At 76.0% G+C, this 18548-nt stretch carries 14 protein-coding genes; 4 read left to right on the forward strand and 10 right to left on the reverse strand.

Annotation, left to right across the window (positions count from 1 at the left end; genetic code table 11):
• Positions 1 to 100: 100 nt before the first annotated feature.
• The 8 genes from holA to ACOACO_RS14545 form a co-directional block, all read right to left on the reverse strand.
• Positions 101 to 1117 carry a DNA polymerase III subunit delta gene (gene holA / locus ACOACO_RS14510; RefSeq protein ID WP_420296982.1) on the reverse strand — a complete coding sequence of 339 codons (1017 nt, stop codon included), beginning with the start codon at positions 1115 to 1117 and terminating at the stop codon, positions 101 to 103.
• A gap of 67 nt (positions 1118 to 1184) precedes the next feature.
• Positions 1185 to 3596: a ComEC/Rec2 family competence protein gene (locus tag ACOACO_RS14515; protein WP_420296983.1), complete on the reverse strand. Its 2412-nt coding sequence runs from the start codon at positions 3594 to 3596 to the stop codon at positions 1185 to 1187.
• 3 nt (positions 3597 to 3599) lie between these two features.
• Entirely contained in the window at positions 3600 to 4013 is a 414-nt protein-coding gene (locus ACOACO_RS14520) for a helix-hairpin-helix domain-containing protein (RefSeq protein ID WP_420297241.1), read from the reverse strand.
• The gene (locus tag ACOACO_RS14525) at positions 3911 to 4564 is read right to left on the reverse strand and encodes a hypothetical protein (protein ID WP_420297248.1); all 654 of its coding nucleotides are present in this window, start codon (positions 4562 to 4564) and stop codon (positions 3911 to 3913) included. Before ACOACO_RS14525 ends, ACOACO_RS14520 begins: the two co-directional genes overlap by 103 nt.
• A 97-nt stretch (positions 4565 to 4661) precedes the next feature.
• Positions 4662 to 5573, reverse strand: coding sequence for a DegV family protein (locus ACOACO_RS14530; protein WP_420296984.1), 912 nt, complete (start codon positions 5571 to 5573; stop codon positions 4662 to 4664).
• Between the two features lie 10 nt (positions 5574 to 5583).
• Complete coding sequence (gene leuS, locus ACOACO_RS14535) at positions 5584 to 8082, reverse strand: leucine--tRNA ligase (RefSeq protein ID WP_420296985.1); 2499 nt, start codon at positions 8080 to 8082, stop codon at positions 5584 to 5586.
• 222 nt (positions 8083 to 8304) lie between these two features.
• Positions 8305 to 9321, reverse strand: coding sequence for an aldo/keto reductase family protein (locus ACOACO_RS14540; protein ID WP_420296986.1), 1017 nt, complete (start codon positions 9319 to 9321; stop codon positions 8305 to 8307).
• A gap of 46 nt (positions 9322 to 9367) precedes the next feature.
• On the reverse strand, positions 9368 to 10429 hold the full coding sequence (locus tag ACOACO_RS14545; RefSeq protein WP_420296987.1) for a helix-turn-helix domain-containing protein: 1062 nt from the start codon (positions 10427 to 10429) through the stop codon (positions 9368 to 9370).
• A gap of 71 nt (positions 10430 to 10500) precedes the next feature.
• On the opposite strand from ACOACO_RS14545, the gene ACOACO_RS14550 reads away from it, so the two are divergent.
• Genes ACOACO_RS14550 through ACOACO_RS14560 form a run of 3 tightly spaced genes read left to right on the forward strand, consistent with a single transcriptional unit; the run spans position 10501 to position 14377 of the window.
• Positions 10501 to 12048, forward strand: coding sequence for a flavin-containing monooxygenase (locus ACOACO_RS14550; protein WP_420296988.1), 1548 nt, complete (start codon positions 10501 to 10503; stop codon positions 12046 to 12048).
• A complete protein-coding gene (locus tag ACOACO_RS14555) occupies positions 12021 to 13751 on the forward strand; it encodes an FAD-dependent oxidoreductase (protein ID WP_420296989.1) in 1731 nt (576 codons plus the stop codon). The genes ACOACO_RS14550 and ACOACO_RS14555 overlap by 28 nt, the downstream gene beginning before the upstream one ends.
• Entirely contained in the window at positions 13748 to 14377 is a 630-nt protein-coding gene (locus tag ACOACO_RS14560) for an acetoacetate decarboxylase family protein (protein WP_420296990.1), read from the forward strand. The genes ACOACO_RS14555 and ACOACO_RS14560 overlap by 4 nt, the downstream gene beginning before the upstream one ends.
• A gap of 18 nt (positions 14378 to 14395) precedes the next feature.
• Here ACOACO_RS14560 and ACOACO_RS14565 read toward each other — a convergent pair whose 3' ends face one another.
• Positions 14396 to 14956 (reverse strand): TIGR03086 family metal-binding protein, encoded by a 561-nt coding sequence (locus ACOACO_RS14565; protein WP_420296991.1) that lies wholly within the window; start codon positions 14954 to 14956, stop codon positions 14396 to 14398.
• Entirely contained in the window at positions 14953 to 17274 is a 2322-nt protein-coding gene (locus tag ACOACO_RS14570; RefSeq protein ID WP_420296992.1) for an FdhF/YdeP family oxidoreductase, read from the reverse strand. The genes ACOACO_RS14565 and ACOACO_RS14570 overlap by 4 nt, the downstream gene beginning before the upstream one ends.
• Positions 17275 to 17336: 62 nt before the next feature.
• Between ACOACO_RS14570 and fdhD the strand changes: the two genes are divergently transcribed.
• On the forward strand, positions 17337 to 18221 hold the full coding sequence (gene fdhD, locus ACOACO_RS14575) for a formate dehydrogenase accessory sulfurtransferase FdhD (protein WP_420296993.1): 885 nt from the start codon (positions 17337 to 17339) through the stop codon (positions 18219 to 18221).
• The last annotated feature ends 327 nt before the right edge of the window (positions 18222 to 18548 follow it).

Below are 18548 nucleotides of genomic sequence, written 5' to 3' on the forward strand. Positions count from 1 at the left end.
CTCCGAGCCGGCGCACCGCGCCGCTCGACGTCGTCGTACGCACAGGGCGTCGACCCCTCCGGGGGTCGGCGCCCTTCGGCGTACCCGGGGTCGGCGCCCTCTAACGACCGCGCAGGTCGGCGACGGTGAGGACGAGCCGCTCCAGCGTGTACGCCGCGTCGCCCCCGGCGCCCTTCACGTCGGCGTCGGCGGAGGCGACGGCGCGGATCGCGGCGCGCAGCGCGTCGTCGTCCCAGCCGCGGGCCTGGTCGCGCAGCGTGCGCAGCTTCCACGGCGGCACGCCCACCTCGCGGGCGAGGTCGGCCTCGCGCAGGCCCCGGGGCGCGGACCGGAAGCGGGCCAGCCCGCGCGCGCCGGCGGCGAACGCCGAGGTGACGAGGACCGGCGCGGTGCCCGTGTCCATCGCCCAGCGCAGCTCCTCCAGCGCCTTGGCGCGGCGCCCGCCGTACGCGTGGTCGGCCACCGCGAACGACGTGGCCTCGGCCCGGCCACCGAAGTAGCGGCCCACCTTCTCCGCGTCGATGCGCTGGCCCGCGAAGTCGCTGACCAGCTGGCTCGCGGCGGCGCTGAGCGCCCGCAGGTCGTTGCCGACCGCCTGCACCAGGGCCTCGGCCGCGGGCTCGTCGATCGAGCCGCCCGCGGCGCGCACCTCGCCGGCGACGTAGCGGGGCAGCTCGTGGGCACGCAGCTCGGCCGACTTCACCTCGGTGACGGTCGCCAGCTTGCGCAGCTTCGTCAGCGTGCCGCTGCCCTTCGGGCCGCCGGAGTGCACGAGCACGATGGCCACGTCGTCGGCCGGGGAGGCCGCGTAGGTCAGCAGCCCGTCGACGGACTCGTCGGGCAGGTTCTCCAGCGCCCGGACGACCACGCAGCGCGTGGTCGAGAAGAGCGAGGGCGCCGCGAGCTCGCCGAGGGTGCCCATCGTCAGCTCGGAGGCCGCGCACTCGGAGAGCTCCGCCTCGGCGTCGTGGCCGCGCACGGCGGCGCGCACGGCGACGACGGTGCGCTCGTTGAGGAACTCCTCCTTGCCCGTGACCAGCACGATCCGCCCGAGCACGTCGGCGGCCGAGGGCGCCGAGGTCGAGGCAGGGGCTGAGGCTCGGGACCGCGGGGGCATGGCGGCAGCCTGCCACAGCGCGCCGACGGTCCCGGAACCGTCCTGCCCCGCCCCTCGACCCCGTCCCTCACCCCCGCCGGGAGGTCGTCGCGAGGCCCTCGTCGTCGACCGTCACGGCGAGGTTGCCGAGCAGGTCCGTGCGCAGCACCCGGGCCCCCGCGCCCTCCAGCGCGTGCAGGACGGCGGGCGCCGGGTGGCCGTAGGTGTTGTCGGCCCCGACGCTGACGAGGGCCACCTCCGGCCGCACGGCCGTGAGCAGCCCCAGGTGCTGGTGGGGGCTGCCGTGGTGGGGCACCTTCAGCACGTCGACGTCGAGACCACCTCCCCCGTCGCGGGCCGCGAGCAGGCGCAGCAGCCGCCGCTGGGCGGGCGGCTCGACGTCGCCCGTCAGCAGCACCCGCACCCCGCGCACCTCCGCCAGGAGCACCAGGCTCGCGTCGTTGGCCCCGTCGCCCTCCTCGCCCTCCCCGGGCCCCTCGCCGCCGGACGGCCCGCCCGCGGGCACCGTGCCCGGCGCGGGCCACAGCACCTCGAGGCGCACGTCGCCGACGCGTCGCACGCTCCCGTGGGCCGGTACGGCGACCGCGGCGCCCCGGGCGACGGCGAGCCGGCGTACCTCCGAGGCGGCCGAGGCGGGCGAGGCCAGCGGGCTGACGTCGATCGCACCGACCGCCCGGTCGGCGAGCACGCCCGCCACTCCGCCGGCGTGGTCGTCGTGGAAGTGGGTAACGACGAGCAGCGGCACCGCCGTCACCCCGAGGTCGTCGAGGCACGCGTCGACCGCCGCCGGGTCGCCGCCGGCGTCGACCACCACCGCCTCCCCCGGACCCGCGCGCAGAACCAGCGCGTCCCCCTGGCCGACGTCGCAGGCCACCACCACCCAGTCCCCCGGTGGCCACCCCGGCGTCGGCGGGCGCACCAGCACCACGAGACCGACGGCCACGCAGGTCGCGGCGACCGCGCGCCGACGGCGTAGCAGGGCCGGGGCCAGGGGGACGGCGGCGGCGCACAACAGCGTCAGGAGGGTGACCGCCCCGGCCGAGCTGCCCCACGACAGTGCTGCGGCGGGCAGGTCGGCGCCGGCGCGGGCGACCGCGATCACCCACCCGACGCACCAGGCGGCCACGGTGCCCGGCACCCGGGCCAGCGGCGGGACGACGAGACCCACCAGGCCCCCGGTGAGGCCGAGCACCGTCGCGGGCCCGACCACCGGGGCGACGAGCACGTTCGCGAGCACCGCCACGAGGCTGACCTCGCCCGAGATGCCCGCCACGAGCGGCGTGCAGGCGAGCTGGGCGGCGGCCGGGACGGCGACCGCCTCCGCGACCCACCGCGGCAGCCAGGTGGCCAGCGCGTCGCGCCAGGCGGGCGCGAGCAGGAGGATGCCCGCGGTGGCGAGCACGGAGAGCGCGAAGCCCGCCGTAAGGGCCAGCCACGGCTGCACCAGCAGGAGGGCGACGACGGCCACGCCCAGGCTGCGGGTGCCGCGCTGCAGGCCGTTGCGTCCCAGCCCGACGAGCGCCACGGTGCCCATCGCGGCGGCGCGCACCACGCTGGGCTCCGTGCGGGCCAGCAGCACGAACCCGACGATCCCCAGCACGGCCACGACGAGCTGCCCCCGGCCGCGGACGCCCACCCAGCGCCCCAGCACCAGCAGGAACCCGACGATGAGGGTGAGGTTGGTGCCCGAGACCGCCAGCAGGTGGGTGAGGCCGGTCGTCGCGAAGTCGTCCGCCACCGCGGGGTCGAGGCCGGCGTCGTCCCCCACCACCAGCGAGGGCACGAGCACGGCCTGCTCCGGCGGCCGGTGCGCGACGCTGGCGCGCAGGGCCCGCCGGACGGCGGCGGCGCCGTCCCACCACGCGTCGGGCGCCTCGCGCACGTCGGGGTCGCCGCGGGCCTGCAGCACCGCCGCCAGGTCGCCCCCGTCGGGCTCGGCGAGGCGGCCCGCGACGGCGAGGCGCGCGCCCAGCTCGACCCGTTCCCACGCGGGCGAGGCGATGACGAGCACGCCGGCCGCCACCGCGTGGGTGCGGCCGCGTCCGGTGACCTCCTCGAGCCGGCCGCGGAGCACGACGTAGTCGCTGAACCGGCCCTGGCGCAGCCGCGGGTCACCCGTGACGACCAGCTCGCCGCGGACGCTGGCGCGCTCGGCCGCCAGCTCGGCCACCGGGCCCGTGCCCGCGTCGACCCGGTGGACCGTCGCGACCACGCACGCCACGACGGCGACGCCCAGCAGGGCACCCGCGGTGCGGACGGTGGCTCTCCGGTCGGCCCCGCGGCGCACCAGCAGGGCCGTCGTCAACGCGACCAGCAGGCCCAGCCCGGCGACGGCCGGCACGGTGCGCCCGCCGGGGACGATCAGGCCGACCAGCGCGCCCACCCACGCCGCCAGGCCGAGCGCGGGGGCGCGCAGGTCCGGGGGCGCCGAGACCGACCCGTCGTCACCGGGAGCGCCGCCGGCCCCGGAGCCCGCCACCCCTCAGACCGTCACGAGCGGGGCGAGGCGGGCCAGGGTGGCCTCCCCGATCCCGTCGACCTCGACGAGCTCGTCGACGGAGGTGAACCCGCCGTTGCTCGCGCGCCACTCGACGATCGCCTGGGCGGTGACCGGCCCGACGCCGGGCAGCGTGTCGAGCGCCGCCTCGTCGGCGGTGTTGAGGTCCACCAGTCCGCCCGCGGCCGGGGCACCGGGCGCGCCCCCTGCGCCCCCGACTCCCGGCGGGGGCGCGGCGGGGGCGCCCTCCACCCCGACGAGCACCTGCTCGCCGTCCACGAGGGGCCGGGCGAGGTTCACCCCGGTGAGGTCGACGTCGGGCGGGGCCCCCCCGGCCGCCTCGACGGCGTCGGCCACGCGGGAGCCTGCCGGCAGCACCACGATCCCCGGGCGCGCCACCTTCCCGGCGACGTGCACCACCAGCTCGCCCGTCGCCGCGGGCGCGGCGGCGGGGTCCGCCGTACCGGCCCCGGAGGTCGAGCCCGGGGCCCCGCCGGGAACGCCCCGGCCGCCGCTCCCGGAGCCGCCGTGCCGTCGGCGGGCGCCATCGGGGTGCCGGCCACCTCGGTGGTCGCGGCCCGCGGCGCCGCCACCTCGGTCGGGCGGGAGGCGAGCACCCACCAGGCGAGCAGCGCGAGCGCCACCGCGACGACGACGGCCAGCACCGCCACCTGGCCCGGGCCGACCGCGACCCGTCCCCGCAGGCCGTCGGGCACGGGGAGGACCCGCCGCGGCGCCGGGGCCGCCGCGTGGCGCCCGGGCACGGGCAGCGCCGGGGGCCCGTCGTCGCGGGGGTCGGACCGGCCCGGGGCCGCGTCGCCGGGCGCCGTCGCCGCGCCCATCCGGTCCCACCGGCCGGCGCTGATCCGGGTGTGGTCGTCGAGCAGCGCCCCCGGCTGGAGCCGGGACCGCAGGACCTCGGGGTCGAGCTCGGGTCGTCGCACGCGCATGGGGGCGACGCTAGGAAGGACCGGGGCTCGGCGCAGCGGGGCGCCGACGGTCTGTGGACGAGCGGTCGCGGCCGGCGCCCTGGGGACGAACGGTGGCTCAGGCGGGGCCGGTGCGGGGGGCCACGCAGACCGCGACCGTGCCGGGTCCGGCGTGCACGCCCAGCACGGCGCTCAGCTCGCCGCACCGCACGGGCCGGTCCTCGAGCTGCTCCGCCAGGCGTTCCGCCAGCTGCTCGGCCAGGCTGCCGGCCGGCTCGGGGTTGGCGAGGTGGGCCACGCCGACGTCCACCGGGCGGTCCCCGGCCGCCTCGACCGCCAGGTCCGCGAGGCGGGCCAGGGCCTTGGACGCGGTGCGCACCTTCTCCCGGCTCGCCACCGTGCCGTCGGCGATGGTGAGGATCGGCTTGACGGCCAGCACGCCGCCGAGCAGGGCGGCGGCGGCGCCGACACGGCCACCGCGCCGCAGGTACTCCAGCGTGTGCACGTAGAACAGCGACGTGGCGGCGTCCGCGCGCTCGCGCGCCGCCGCGGCCGCCTGCTCGATGCTCGCGCCCGCCCGCAGGCGCTCGACGGCCGTCTCCACGGCGTACCCCGTCGCCGGTCCGACCTGGCGGGTGTCGACGGTGACGACCCGCAGGTCGACCTGCCGCCCGGCCAGCACGGCCGACTCGTGGGTGCCGCTCACGGCGCCCGAGAGGTGGACGGAGAGCACCTCGTCGTACCCCTGCTCGGCGAGGTCGCGGTAGACCTGCGCGAGCACCGCGGGGCCGGGGCGCGACGTGCTGACCGACGCGCGGGCCCGCAGCGCCTCGGCGACCCGGCCGGCGTCGTACCCCTCCGCGCCCTCGTCGTGCACCTCGTCGTCGACCACCACCTGCAGCGGTACGACGGTCACGCCGAGCTCGCGGGCCGTGGTCAGGTCGAGCTGGGCGGTGGAGTCGGTGACGACCGCCACCCGGCGCCCGTCACCGGTGGACCCGCCGGTCCGCTCGTCACCGCCGCCGCTCACCGTCACGACCTCAGCCGACGACCAGGTTGACGAGCTTCGGGGCCCGCACGATCACCTTGCGCACCGACTTGTCACCGATCGCGGCGACGACCGCGGGGTCCGCGAGCGCCGCGGCCTCCAAGTCGGCCTCGCTGACGTCGGGCGCGACCTCCAGGCGGGCCTTCACCTTGCCCTGCACCTGCACGACCGCGGTGACCGACTCCTCGACGAGCAGCGCCTCGTCGACCGCGGGCCAGCCGGCGCGGGCCACGGTGGGCTCGTGGCCCAGGCGCTCCCACATCTCCTCGGCCGTGTACGGCGCGACGAGCGAGAGCAGGATCGCGACGGCCTCGGCGGCCTCGCGCACGGCGGGGTCGGCCGGGCCGCAGCCCGAGTCGATCGCCTTGCGCGTGGCGTTGACGAGCTCCATCGTGCGGGCCACGACCACGTTGAACCGCATGCCCTCCACCAGCGCCGCCGCGTCGTGCAGCGTGCGGTGGGTGACGCGGCGCAGTGCCACGTCGCCCTGCGCGGCGTCGGCACCCTGCTCGGACGTGACGTCACCGGCGAGGCGCCAGGCGCGCGCCAGGAACTTCAGCGAGCCCGAGGGCGACACGTCCGCCCAGTCGATGTTGTCCTCCGGCGGGCCGGCGAAGACCAGGGTCAGGCGCACGGCGTCGACGCCGAACTCGTCGAGCTGCTCGCCCAGGTTGACGCCGTTGCCCAGCGACTTGCTCATCTTCTTGCCCTGGTTGATCACCACGCCCTGGTTGAGCAGGGAGGTGAACGGCTCGGTGAAGTCGAGCAGGTCCATGTCGTGCAGGACCTTGGTGAAGAACCGGCTGTAGAGCAGGTGCAGGACCGCGTGCTCGACACCGCCGACGTACTGGTCCACCGGACCCCAGCGCTTCAGGTCCGCGGGGTCGAAGGCGCCGTCGGTGAAGCCCGGCGAGCAGTAGCGCAGGTAGTACCAGGACGAGTCGACGAACGTGTCCATCGTGTCGGTGTCCCGCTCGCCCGGGCCGCCGCAGGCCGGGCACGGCACCTCGACCCAGTCACGCGCCGCCGCCAGCGGCGAGGAGCCCTTGGGCTTGAGGTCGGCGCCCTTGAGGTCGGGCAGCACGACCGGCAGCTGGTCGTCGGGCACCGGGACCTCGCCGCAGTCGGGGCAGTGCACGATGGGGATGGGCGCGCCCCAGAAGCGCTGGCGGCTCAGCAGCCAGTCGCGCAGGCGGAAGTTGACCGCGCCGCGACCGGTGCCGTCGGCCTCTAGCTGCTCGAGGATGGTGCGGATGCCGGTGGCCTTGTCGCTCAGCCCGTCCAGCGGCCCCGAGCTCACGTAGGTGCCGTCGCCGGTGGTGGCCACGAAGGTCTCCGCCGGGTCGTCCGCGCCGGTGTCGATGACGCGACGCACGGGCAGGCCCATCGCCTTCGCGAAGTCGAGGTCGCGCTGGTCGTGGGCGGGCACGCCCATCACGGCGCCGGTGCCGTAGTCGGCCAGCACGTAGTCGGAGGCGTACACGTCCAGCCGCTCCCCGTTGACCGGGTTGGTGACGGTGATGCCCAGCGGCACGCCCGTCTTGGGCCGGTCGGTGGCCAGGCGGTCGATGTCGGAGGCCTTGCGGGTCTCCTCCAGGTACGCCGCGAGCGCGTCCGCCTGCTCGGGGGCGACGACCTCGGCGGCCAGCTTGGCGTCGGCGGCGACGACCATGAACGTCGCGCCGAACAGCGTGTCGGGGCGGGTCGTGTAGACGGTCACGACGCGCGTCGAGCCGTCCGCCAGGTGCAGGTCGAAGTCGACGTGCGCGCCCTCGGAGCGGCCGATCCAGTTGCGCTGCAGGGTCAGGACGCGCTCGGGCCAGCGGCCCTCCAGCTGCGCCATGTCGTCGAGCAGGCGCTGGGCGTAGTCGGTGACCTTGAAGTACCACTGCGTCAGCTCGCGCTTGGTCACCACGGCGCCGCAGCGCTCGCAGGCACCGTCGACGACCTGCTCGTTGGCCAGCACGGTCTGGTCGTTGGGGCACCAGTTGACGGGGCTGGCCTTGCGGTAGGCCAGGCCGCGCTCGCGGAAGCGCAGGAAGAGCCACTGCGTCCAGCGGTAGTACTCCGGGTCGGAGGTGTGCAGACGCCGCGACCAGTCGAAGCTGAGGCCGTACTTGCGGAACGAGCCGGCCTGGGTCTCGATGTTGGCGTAGGTGTACGTCGCGGGGTGCTCGTCGCGCTTGATCGCCGCGTTCTCCGCCGGCAGGCCGAAGGAGTCCCAGCCGATGGGGTTGAGCACCTCGTAGCCGCGCTGCCACCAGTAGCGGGCGAGCACGTCGTGCAGCGCCGTGACCTCGGCGTGGCCCATGTGCAGGTCGCCCGAGGGGTAGGGGAACATCGTCAGGGCGTAGCGCTTCTCGCGCTCACCGGCGTCGACGAGCGCGTCGTCGGCACGGAAGGGGTCGAGGGCCTCCCACACCGGCAGCCACTTGGCCTGCAGTGCTGCCGGGTCGTAGGTCTCGCGCTCGTCCGCGTGCGTCTCGCTCATCTCTCGCTCTCCTCGAAGTCCCTGCTCCCGACATGAAAAAACCCCTCGCGGGCCGAGGGGTTGCCGCGCGACCTGGACGGTCAGCGCGGCGGGGTAAGGAGCAGGGAGCAGGTCGTCACGGGCGCGATCCTAGCGCCTCCGGCGCCCGACGCGCCCGCGCCCGCCCGGGGTGACCGGACGGGCGCGGGACGGGGTCGCGCGAGGGGGTCGCGCGAAGGGGTCTCAGACCAGGCGCTGCTTCGGCGTCGACTCGGCGACCAGCGCGCCGTCACGGGTGACGACACCGCCGAGCACCTCGTCGATCCGGGCGAGGGCGTCCTCGGGGATGGTGACGCCCGCGGCCTTGACGTTGTCCTCGAGCTGCTCGGGGCGCGACGCGCCCACGATGGCGGCGGAGACGTTGTCGTTCTGCAGCACCCAGGCGATGGCGAGCGCGGCCATGGTGAGGCCGAGGTCGTCGGCCACCGGCTTGAGCTCCTGCACGGCGGTGAGCGTCTCGTCGTTCATGAAGCGCTTGATCATGTTGGCGCCGCCGGACTCGTCGGTGGCCCGCGAGCCCTCGGGCAGCGGCTGGCCCGGCACGTACTTGCCGGTCAGCACGCCCTGGGCGATGGGCGACCAGACGATCTGGCCGATGCCGAGCTCGGCGCAGGTCGGCACGACCTCGTCCTCGATGACCCGCCAGAGCATCGAGTACTGCGGCTGGCTGGAGACCAGCGGGATCCGCAGCTCCTGCGCGAGCGCGTGGGCGGCCCGGATCTGCTCCGGGGTCCACTCGCTGACGCCGATGTAGTGGGCCTTGCCCGCGTGGACGATGTCGGCGAACGCCTGCATCGTCTCCTCCAGCGGGGTGAAGGAGTCGAAGCGGTGGGCCTGGTAGAGGTCGACGTAGTCGGTCTGCAGGCGGCGCAGCGACGCGTCGATCGACTCCATGACGTGCTTGCGGGACAGGCCGGTGTCGTTCTTGCCCTTGGGGTCGGGGCCGACGGGCCAGTAGACCTTCGTGAAGATCTCCAGCGACTCGCGGCGCTGGCCCTTGAGGGCCTCGCCGAGCACCGTCTCCGCCTTGCCGTTGGCGTAGACGTCGGCGGTGTCGAAGGAGGTGATGCCCAGGTCGAGCGCCTTGTGGACGCACCGGGTGGCGATGTCGTTCTCCACCTGGGACCCGTGGGTCAGCCAGTTGCCGTAGGTGATGGCGGAGATCTGCATGCCGGATCGGCCGAGGTGACGGAATTCCATGCCTCCCATCCTGCCGGGCCCCCGGTGAGTGCCCCTCTCGCACCCCTCAGCGTCGCTGGCGCGGGGTCCGCCCGGTCCACCGCCGGTGCGCGTGGATGAAGCTCGACGCCTCGGCGTACCCCAGCCGCAGCGCCACGTCGTCGAGGCTGAGGGTGGTGGCCAGCAGCTCGGCCGCGAGCGTGCTGCGCACCTCGTCGAGCAGCTCGGAGTACGACGTGCCCTCCCCCGCCAGCCGCCGGCGCAGCGTGCGCTCGCTCAGCCCCAGCCGCGCGGCCACCGCGGACGCGGGGGCGCCGGCGGAGAGCTCCTGGGCGACGAGCACCCGCACCTCCTGCGCCACCCCGGTGCGGGCGCGGCGGCGCGACACCAGGTCGGCGCACAGGCCCTCGCAGACCGCGACCGTCTGCGGGTTGCCCTGCGGGAGGCTCCGGGCGAGGTGGTGGGCGGCGAAGGTGATCTCGGCGCGCTCCTCGGAGTGCTGGGTGCGCACGGGCATGTCGGGCAGGAGCTCGGTGAGGGCGGTCGCGATGGCGACCGCGTCGCGGGCGACGAGGAAGGCCCGCACGTCGGCGGGCAGCGTCGTGCCGTCGACGACGACGCGCACGGCGCCCTCCGACGACCCGCCGCCGGCGGCCGGCACCAGCTCGGCGCGCGGCAGGGCGAAGGTGAAGCTGAGGTCGAGGTAGCGCGTGGCCATCGTGACGGCGTCGGCCAGCGTGGGGCTCGCGAGCAGCGCGAACCCGAAGATCCCGAACGAGCTGAGGTGGTAGGCGCCGCCGACCTCGGCGCCGAGCCGGGCGTCCCCGCCCTGCCCGCCCTCCCCGCCCTGCCCGCCCTGCCCCGTGGGGGCGCTGCCGCGGAGGTGGCGCAGCAGCGCGCGCACGACGGTGAGCTCCTGGTCGGCGGTGACCTCCCGCTCCCCCGCCGGGCCGACGCGGACGTCGGCGACGGCCAGGCCGGTGCCCCGCAGCAGCTCGCCCGCGTCGAGCCCGCGGGAGCGCGCCCAGTCGAGCAGGACGGCCACCCCGGCCACCGACCGCGGGAAGCGCCAGTCCTGCGGCACCGGGTCGGGGAACGCGACGCCACCGTCGACGGGGAGACCAACCATGGCCGGAATCATGGATCACCTGGCCGCGAATGTCTCGTGGCTCACACGTGCGGCCTCCTAGCGTCGCCGCCATGACGACCACCCGTCCCCTCCCGGAGGCCCGCCCCGAGGCCCGCCCGGAGGCCCCCGTGCGTCTCTCGGCCGTCGTGATCGGCGCCGGGTTCGCCGGCCTCGCCGCCGCGGACACGCTGCGTGCGGAGGGCGTCGACGTCGTCGTCCTCGAGCGCGCGGACGGCGTCGGCGGCGTGTGGCGCGACAACACCTACCCGGGTGCCGCGTGCGACGTGCCGTCCTCCCTCTACTCGTTCTCGTTCGACTCCAACCCCGGCTGGCGGCGGGTCTACTCCGAGCAGCCGGACATCCTGGCCTACCTGGAGCGGGTCGCCGACCGCCGCGGCCTGCGCCCCCTCGTGCGCACCGGCGCGCGGGCGGTGGCCGCGACGTACGGCGACGCGACCGGCCGCTGGACGGTCACCCTCGCCTCGGGCGAGGCGCTGGAGACCGACCTGGTCGTCAGCGCGGTGGGGCAGCTGAGCGAGCCCGTCGTACCGGCCCTGCCGGGGCTCGAGTCGTTCGCCGGGCCCGTCTTCCACTCCGCCACGTGGCGCCACGACGTCGACCTCGCCGGCAAGCGGGTCGCGGTGGTCGGCACGGGGGCCAGCGCGATCCAGCTCGTGCCGGGCATCGCGGACCGGGCGGGCTCGATCACGGTCTTCCAGCGCTCGGCGCCCTACGTCGTGATGAAGCCCGACGGCGCCTACCCCGAGCGGCTGCGGCGCCTGCTGGCGCGCTCGGCGGTGCTGCGCCGCGTCGAGCGTCGCGGCGTGTGGCACCTGTCGGAGTGGCTCAACGGCGCGCTCACCGGGGCCCTGCCCCGCTCGGTGCTCCCCCGCGTGCTCCACCGCGCCTGGCGGCTCCACCTGCGCCGGCAGGTGCGCGACCCCGACCTGCGCCGGCGGCTCGTGCCGAAGGACCCGCTGGGCTGCAAGCGGCTGCTCTTCTCCAACGACTGGTACCGCACCCTGGACCGCCCGCACGTCGACGTCGTCACCGCGCCCGTCGCCCGGGTAGAGCCCGACGCCGTCGTCGACGGCGACGGCCGGCGCCACGAGGTGGACGTGGTGATCTGGGGCACCGGGTTCGCCGCCACCGACTTCCTGCGCCACCTCGAGGTCACCGGCCGCGACGGCGAGCGGCTGCACGAGACGTGGCGCCACGGCGCCAGCGCCCACCTCGGCGTCACGGTGCCCGGGTTCCCCGGGCTGGCGCTCATGTACGGCCCCAACACCAACCTGGGCGGCTCCAGCATCCTCGGGATGATCGAGCCCCAGGCGGCGTACGTCGCGCAGCTGGCCCGCGCGACGGCCGCGGCCCGCGCCCGCGGGGCGGCGGGGCTCGACGTGCGCCGGGAGGTGGCCGAGTCCTACGACCGCGAGGTGCAGGAGCGGCTGGCGCGCAGCGTCTGGGCCGGCTGCGCGAGCTGGTACCGCACCGTGACCGGCCGTATCACCACGAACTGGCCGGGCACGGTGGCGGAGTACCAGCGCCGCACCGCCGTGCTCGAGCTCGACGACTACGAGGAGGTGAGGGCATGCCGCACGACCACGACGTCCTCGTGATCGGCTCCGGCTTCGGCGGGAGCGTCACGGCGCTGCGCCTGGTGGAGAAGGGCTACCGGGTGGGCGTGCTCGAGGCGGGGCGGCGCTTCGCCGACGACGAGTTCGCCACGTCGTCGTGGCGGCTGCGCGACTACGTCTTCGCGCCCCGCATGGGCCTGTCCGGCATCCAGCGGATGACGCTGCTCGGCGACGTGCTCGTGCTGTCGGGGGCGGGCGTCGGCGGCGGCTCGCTGGTCTACGCCAACACGCTCTACGAGCCGGGCGAGACCTTCTACCGCGACCCGTCGTGGGCGCGGTTCACCGACTGGCGCGACGAGCTGCGCGGCCCCTACGACCAGGCCCGGCGGATGCTGGGCGTGACGACGTACCCCCGCACCACCCCCTCGGACGAGGTGATGCGGCGGGCGGCCGAGGACCTCGGGGTCGCGGACTCGTTCGTGCCGACACCGATCGGCGTGCTGCGGGCCGAGGACCACGGCGTCGCGCCCGGCGAGCGGGTGGCCGACCCGTACTTCGGCGGCCGCGGACCGGAGCGCACGGCCTGCACCGACTGCGGCTCCTGCATGACCGGGTGCCGGGTGGGCGCCAAGAACACGCTGGTGAAGAACTACCTCCACCTCGCCGAGCAGGCCGGGGCCGAGGTGCACGCGATGACCACGGTCACCGACGTGCGGCCTCTGCCGGGCGGCGGGTACGCCGTCACGACGCGCCCGTCGGGCTCGCTCCGGACGGGCCGCACGTTCACCGCGGAGCAGGTCGTGTTCTCGGCGGCCGCGCTCGGCACGCAGCGGCTGCTGCACCGGCTGCGTGCCTCGGGCTCGCTGCCGCACGTCTCGCCACGCCTCGGCGAGCTGTCGCGCACCAACTCCGAGGCCATCCTCGGGGTGCGCGCGAAGCGGTCGGGGCGCCACGGCGCGACCGACTTCAGCGAGGGCGTGGCCATCACCTCCTCGATCCACCTCGACGACTCCACCCACGTCGAGCCGGTGCGCTACGGCCCGGGGTCCAACGCGATGGCCCTGCTGATGGCGACGCTCGCCGACCCCGAGGAGGGGGTGCTGCGCTGGCGCGTCGGCCTGCGCGAGATGTGGCGCAAGCGGCGCTCGCTGCTGGCGTTCCACGACCCGCGCGACTGGTCGGAGCGCACCATCGTGCTGCTCGTCATGCAGTCGCTCGACAACTCGCTGACCACGGGGCTCCGCAGGCGGCGGCTCACCGGCCGCCCGGGGCGCCGGCTGACGGCCCGGCCGGGCGAGGGCGAGCCGAACCCCGTGTGGATCCCCGCGGGCCACGCCCTGGCGCGCCGGATCGCCGAGCAGGTCGACGGCGAGCCCGCCGGCGCCTGGAACGACCTCGTCGACGTGCCGACGACCGGCCACTTCACCGGCGGCTGCCGGATGGGGGCCGACGCCGAGGAGGGCGTCATCGACCCGTACCACCGCGTCCACGGCCACCCGGGCCTGCACGTCGTCGACGGCTCGGCGCTCTGCGCGAACCTGGGCGTGAACCCGTCGCTGTCGATCACCGCGCTGGCCGAGCGCGCCGTCGCGCTGTGGCCCAACAAGGGCGAGGCCGACCCGCGCCCGCCGCTGGGTGCGCCGTACCAGCGGATCACCCCGGTCGCGCCCCGGCACCCCGTGGTGCCGACGAGCGCCCCCGCCGCCCTGCGGCTGGGCCCGACCGTCACGAAGGCGCCGGCGTGAGCGCCGGCTACCCGCCGGAGCCGTGGGACCTGACGGGCCGCGGCTGGATCACCGCGTGGCGCGTGCGCCGCGGCGCGCTGCCGCCGCTGCCCGCGGGCGTGCGAGCGGTGGGCGGGGTCGCGGTCACGATGTTCGTGGACTACCGCCCGCCGGGGCAGATGACGTACGGCGAGCTGCTGGCCGGGGTCGTCGTGCGCTCCGGGGCGCGGGTGGGACTGGCGATCACCGACATCTGGGTCGACTCCCCCGCCTCGCGCGACGGCGGGCGCGAGCTGTGGGGCGTGCCGAAGGACCTCGCGTCGTTCCCCGCCCTCGGCGACGGCGCGCTCGAGGCCCGGCAGGACGGCACGCCGCTGGCCCGCGCGACCTTCCGGCCGGGCCGGCTGCCCGGCGTACCTCTGCCGCTCGCGACGACCGCCCACATCGCGCAGACCCTGCCGGTCGGCCCGCCGGACGCACCGGGCGCCTCGACGGTGTGGACGCCGGTGCGGGCGAGCGCGCGGTCGGTGCGGCTGACCCGGGCCCGGTGGGAGTCGCCGCCGGACGGACCGCTGGCATGGCTCACCGGGGCCCGTCCGATCGCCAGCGTCCGCGTCGACGGGTTCGCGATGCGCTTCGGCTCCTGAGGGCGGCCGCCGCCCGGGTCAGGGGCGCCAGGCGGGGTCGCGGCCCAGGAAGGCCATGAGCCGCTCGGGCGCCGGGGCGTCGTCCGGTACGGCGACCCGCTCGCCGAACTGCCCGCTCGCGCGCAGCATCGCCTCGGCCGGCTCCATGCCGGCGAGGACCGCCGCGCACCACTGCGGGTCCAGGCCGTGCGGCTGGCCCGAGGAGCGCGCGAGGTCCCAGGCGTGGAGGAACACGTCGGTCGTGTAGAAGCGGTCGATCGCCACCGGCACCGGCAGCTCGCCGACGTGCGGGTTGGCGAGCACGAGCGCGTCGCTGGCCGGGTCGTCGAGCAGGTCCTGCACGGCGACGGAGTGGTGGCGCCAGGCGGCAACGGGGTCGGTCGCGGCCCCGGGCCCGCCGGGCAGCTCGACGCCCGAGCCGCCGAGGAAGCCGGGCAGCCACTCCACGAGGTGCCCGACGACGTCGCGGGCGCGCCACTCGGCGACCGGGGTGGGCGCGTCCCAGTCGGTGACGCCGTCGACGATCGTGGACAGGTTCGCGACCGCCGCGGCGTGGGTGCGGGCGTGCTCGGCGCTCATCGGGCGCCGCCCGCGACGGGCTCGAGGCGCACGACGACCGACTTCGAGGTGGGCGTGCGGCTGGTGTCGGCGTAGGAGCCGAGCGGCACGAGCACGTTGGTCTCCGGGTAGTACGCCGCCGCGCAGCCCCGCGGCGTCGCGTAGGCCACGACGCGGAACGCGGGCGCCCGGCGGTCGCCGTCCTCCCACTCGGAGACGAGGTCGACGACGTCGCCGTCGGCGAGGCCCTGCTCGCGCAGGTCGTCGGGGTGCACGAACACCACCCGGCGCCCGCCGCTGATGCCGCGGTAGCGGTCGTCGCGGCCGTAGATCGTGGTGTTGTACTGGTCGTGCGAGCGCACCGTCTGCAGCAGCAGGCGCCCCGGCGGGACCCGGGGGTACTCGAGCGGGTTGACCGTCAGCTCCGCCCGGCCCGACGGGGTCGCGAACGCTCGCTCGTCCCGTGGCTGGTGGGGCAGCACGAAGCCGCCCGGCTCGTCGATCCTCCGCTCGAAGTCCTCGAACCCGGGTACGACGCGCTCCACCGCCGCGCGCACCGTCGCGTAGTCGTCGCGGAAGGCCCGCCAGTCGGCGACCGGCGCGCCCGGCCGCCCGTCGAGCAGGCGCTCCGCCAGCTCGGTGATGATCGCGACCTCGCTGCGCAGGTGCTCGCTCGGGGGCTCGAGCCGGCCCTCGGAGGCGTGGACCGCGCACATCGAGTCCTCGACCGTGACGCGCTGCGGCCCCGTGGCCTGCACGTCGCGGTCGGTGCGGCCCAGCGTCGGGAGGATGAGGGCCCGGCGTCCGTGCACCACGTGGGAGCGGTTGAGCTTGGTGGAGACCTGCACCGTCAGCTCGAGCGACGCGAGCGCCGCCTCGGTCACGGCGGTGTCAGGGGTGGCGCGGGCGAAGTTGCCGCCCATCCCGAGGAACACCTTCGCCGTGCCGTCGCGCATGGCCTCGATGGCCCCGACGGTGTCGAGGCCGTGGGCGCGCGGGGAGGCGAAGGAGAACTCGGCGTCGAGGGCGTCGTGGAACGCGTCCGGCATCCGCTCGAAGATGCCCATGGTGCGGTCGCCCTGCACGTTGGAGTGGCCGCGCACCGGGCAGAGGCCCGCGCCGGGCTTGCCGATGTTGCCCTGGAGCAGCAGCAGGTTGACCGCGTCGCGCAGCATCGGCACCGAGTGCTTGTGCTGGGTGAGGCCCATGGCCCAGCACAGGACGGTCGAGCGGGAGGCGAGCAGCAGCTCCGCCACCTCCTCGACCTGGGCCCGGGGCAGGCCGGTGGCGGTCTCGACCTCGGCCCAGTCCAGGGCCCGCAGGTGGGCGGCGTACTCCTCGAACCCGCGGGTGTGCGCGGCGAGGAAGTCGTGGTCGAGCACCGTGCCGGGGGCCGCGTCCTCGGCCTCGAGCAGCAGGGCGCCGAGGGCCTGGAAGAGGGCCTGGTCGCCGCCGAGGCGCACCTGGAGGTACACGTCGGCGAGGTCGGTCCCGCTGCCGACGACGCCGCGGGGCTTCTGGGGGTTGTCGAAGCGCAGCAGCCCGGCCTCGCGCAGCGGGTTGATCGCGACGATGCGCCCGCCGGCCCGCTTGGTCTTCTCGAGCGCGGAGAGCATGCGGGGGTGGTTGGTGCCGGGGTTCTGCCCCGCGACGATGACGAGCTCGGCGGTCTCGACGTCCAGCAGCGAGACGCTGCCCTTGCCGATGCCGATCGTCTCGGTCAGCGCCGAGCCGCTCGACTCGTGGCACATGTTGGAGCAGTCGGGGAGGTTGTTCGTGCCGAGCCCGCGGGCCAGCAGCTGCCAGCAGAACGCGGCCTCGTTCGACGTGCGGCCCGAGGTGTAGAAGACGAGCTCGTCGGGGCTGGACAGGCGGGCGACCTCCTCGGCCACCACGTCGTACGCCTCCTCCCAGCTGACGGGCCGGTAGTGCGTCGCGCCCTCGTCGAGCAGCATCGGGTGGGTGAGCCGGCCCTGCTGGCCCAGCGAGTAGTCGTCCCAGGTCGCCAGCTCGCCCACCGGGTGGGCGGCGAAGAACTCCGGCGGCACGCGCCGCTTCGTCGCCTCCTCCGCCACGGCCTTCGCGCCGTTCTCGCAGAACTCCGCGCGGCTGCGGTGCTTGGCCTCCGGCCACGCGCAGCCGGGGCAGTCGAAGCCGTGGGTCTGGTTGACGAGCGCGAGGGTGCGGGCCGTGCGGGCCACGCCCATCTGCTCCACCGCCATCTGCGTGGCGCGGGCGACGGCCGGCACGCCGACGGCGCGCTCCTTCGCCGGCCCCACCTCCAGCGCCGTCTCGTCGATGTTCTCGACCGCGCGGTCGACCGAGCTGCGACGCACCACGACGTCCCTCCCCTGCTGGCTAGGCTGGCGGCCAACCTACTCCTCCACGAAGGGGGCCGCCCGTGGCCGGCAAGCGGGTACGCCGTGTGCGTGCCACCGTCCTGCGCCTGCCCGCGCCCGCGACCACGGAGGCGGGGGCGGGGGCCGCGGCGGGAGCGACGACGACCCTGACCCGTCGCACCGGCGAGGAGCACCTGGCCGTCGAGGAGCCGCTCGAGGTCCGCGTCGGGGGCGCCTCGTACGCCGTCACCATGCGCACCCCCGGCGACGACTTCGACCTGGTGGCCGGGTTCCTCGTCGGCGACGGCGTGCTGCGGACGCCGACCGACCTCGTCGCCCTGCGCTACTGCGCGGGCGTGGGACCCGACGGGCTGCAGACCTACAACGTCGTCGACGCCACCGTCTCCCCCGTCGCGGCCGCCGTGGCCGCCACGCGCGGGCGGCGGGTCGAGGGCACGAGCGCGTGCGGTGTCTGCGGGCTGGAGTCGATCGACGCGGTCGCCACCACCTCCAGCCACGACCTGGGCGCCGACCCGGCGGTGGTGGACGCCGAGGTGCTGGTCGGGCTCCCCGAGCGCCTGCGGGAGCAGCAGGGCGACTTCGAGCGCACCGGCGGGGTCCACGCGGCCGGGCTGTTCACGGCCGCCGGCGACCGGCTCGTCGTGCGCGAGGACGTCGGGCGGCACAACGCCGTCGACAAGGTCGTCGGCTGGGCGCACCGCGAGCGGCGCCTCCCCCTGCGCGGCACCGTCCTGCAGGTCAGCGGACGCGCCTCCTTCGAGCTCGCGCAGAAGGCCGTCATGGCCGGCGTGCCCGCCCTCGCCGCCGTCGGCGCGCCGTCGTCGCTCGCCGTCGAGCTCGCGCAGCGCACCGGCCTGACCCTCGTCGGCTTCTCCCGCGGCGACCGCCTCACCGTGTACGCCGGAGGCGACCGCATCCGCGGGTGAGCACCGGCGGCCGGGGTGGGCGCGAGTACGTCGGTGGTCGAGGTGGGCGCGCCTCGCCGGTGGTCGAGGTGGCCGCGCCTCCCCGGCGATCGCGGCGGCCGCGAGGTACGCCGGTGGTTGAGGTGGCCGCGCCAGCGGCCCTCGAGGTGGCCGCGAGGTACGCCGGTGGTTGAGGTGGCCGCGCCAGCGGCCCTCGAAACCACGGGGCGTCGAGGTGGCCGCGCCTCGCCGGTGGTTGAGGTCGCCGCGCGCGCCGGTGGTTGAGGTGACCGCGCTCATCCGGTGGTTGAGGTGGCCGCGCCAGCGGCCCTCGAAACCACGATCGAG

This window comes from Nocardioides sp. CPCC 205120 (assembly GCF_048654585.1).
Taxonomy (GTDB): Bacteria; Actinomycetota; Actinomycetes; order Propionibacteriales; family Nocardioidaceae; genus Nocardioides.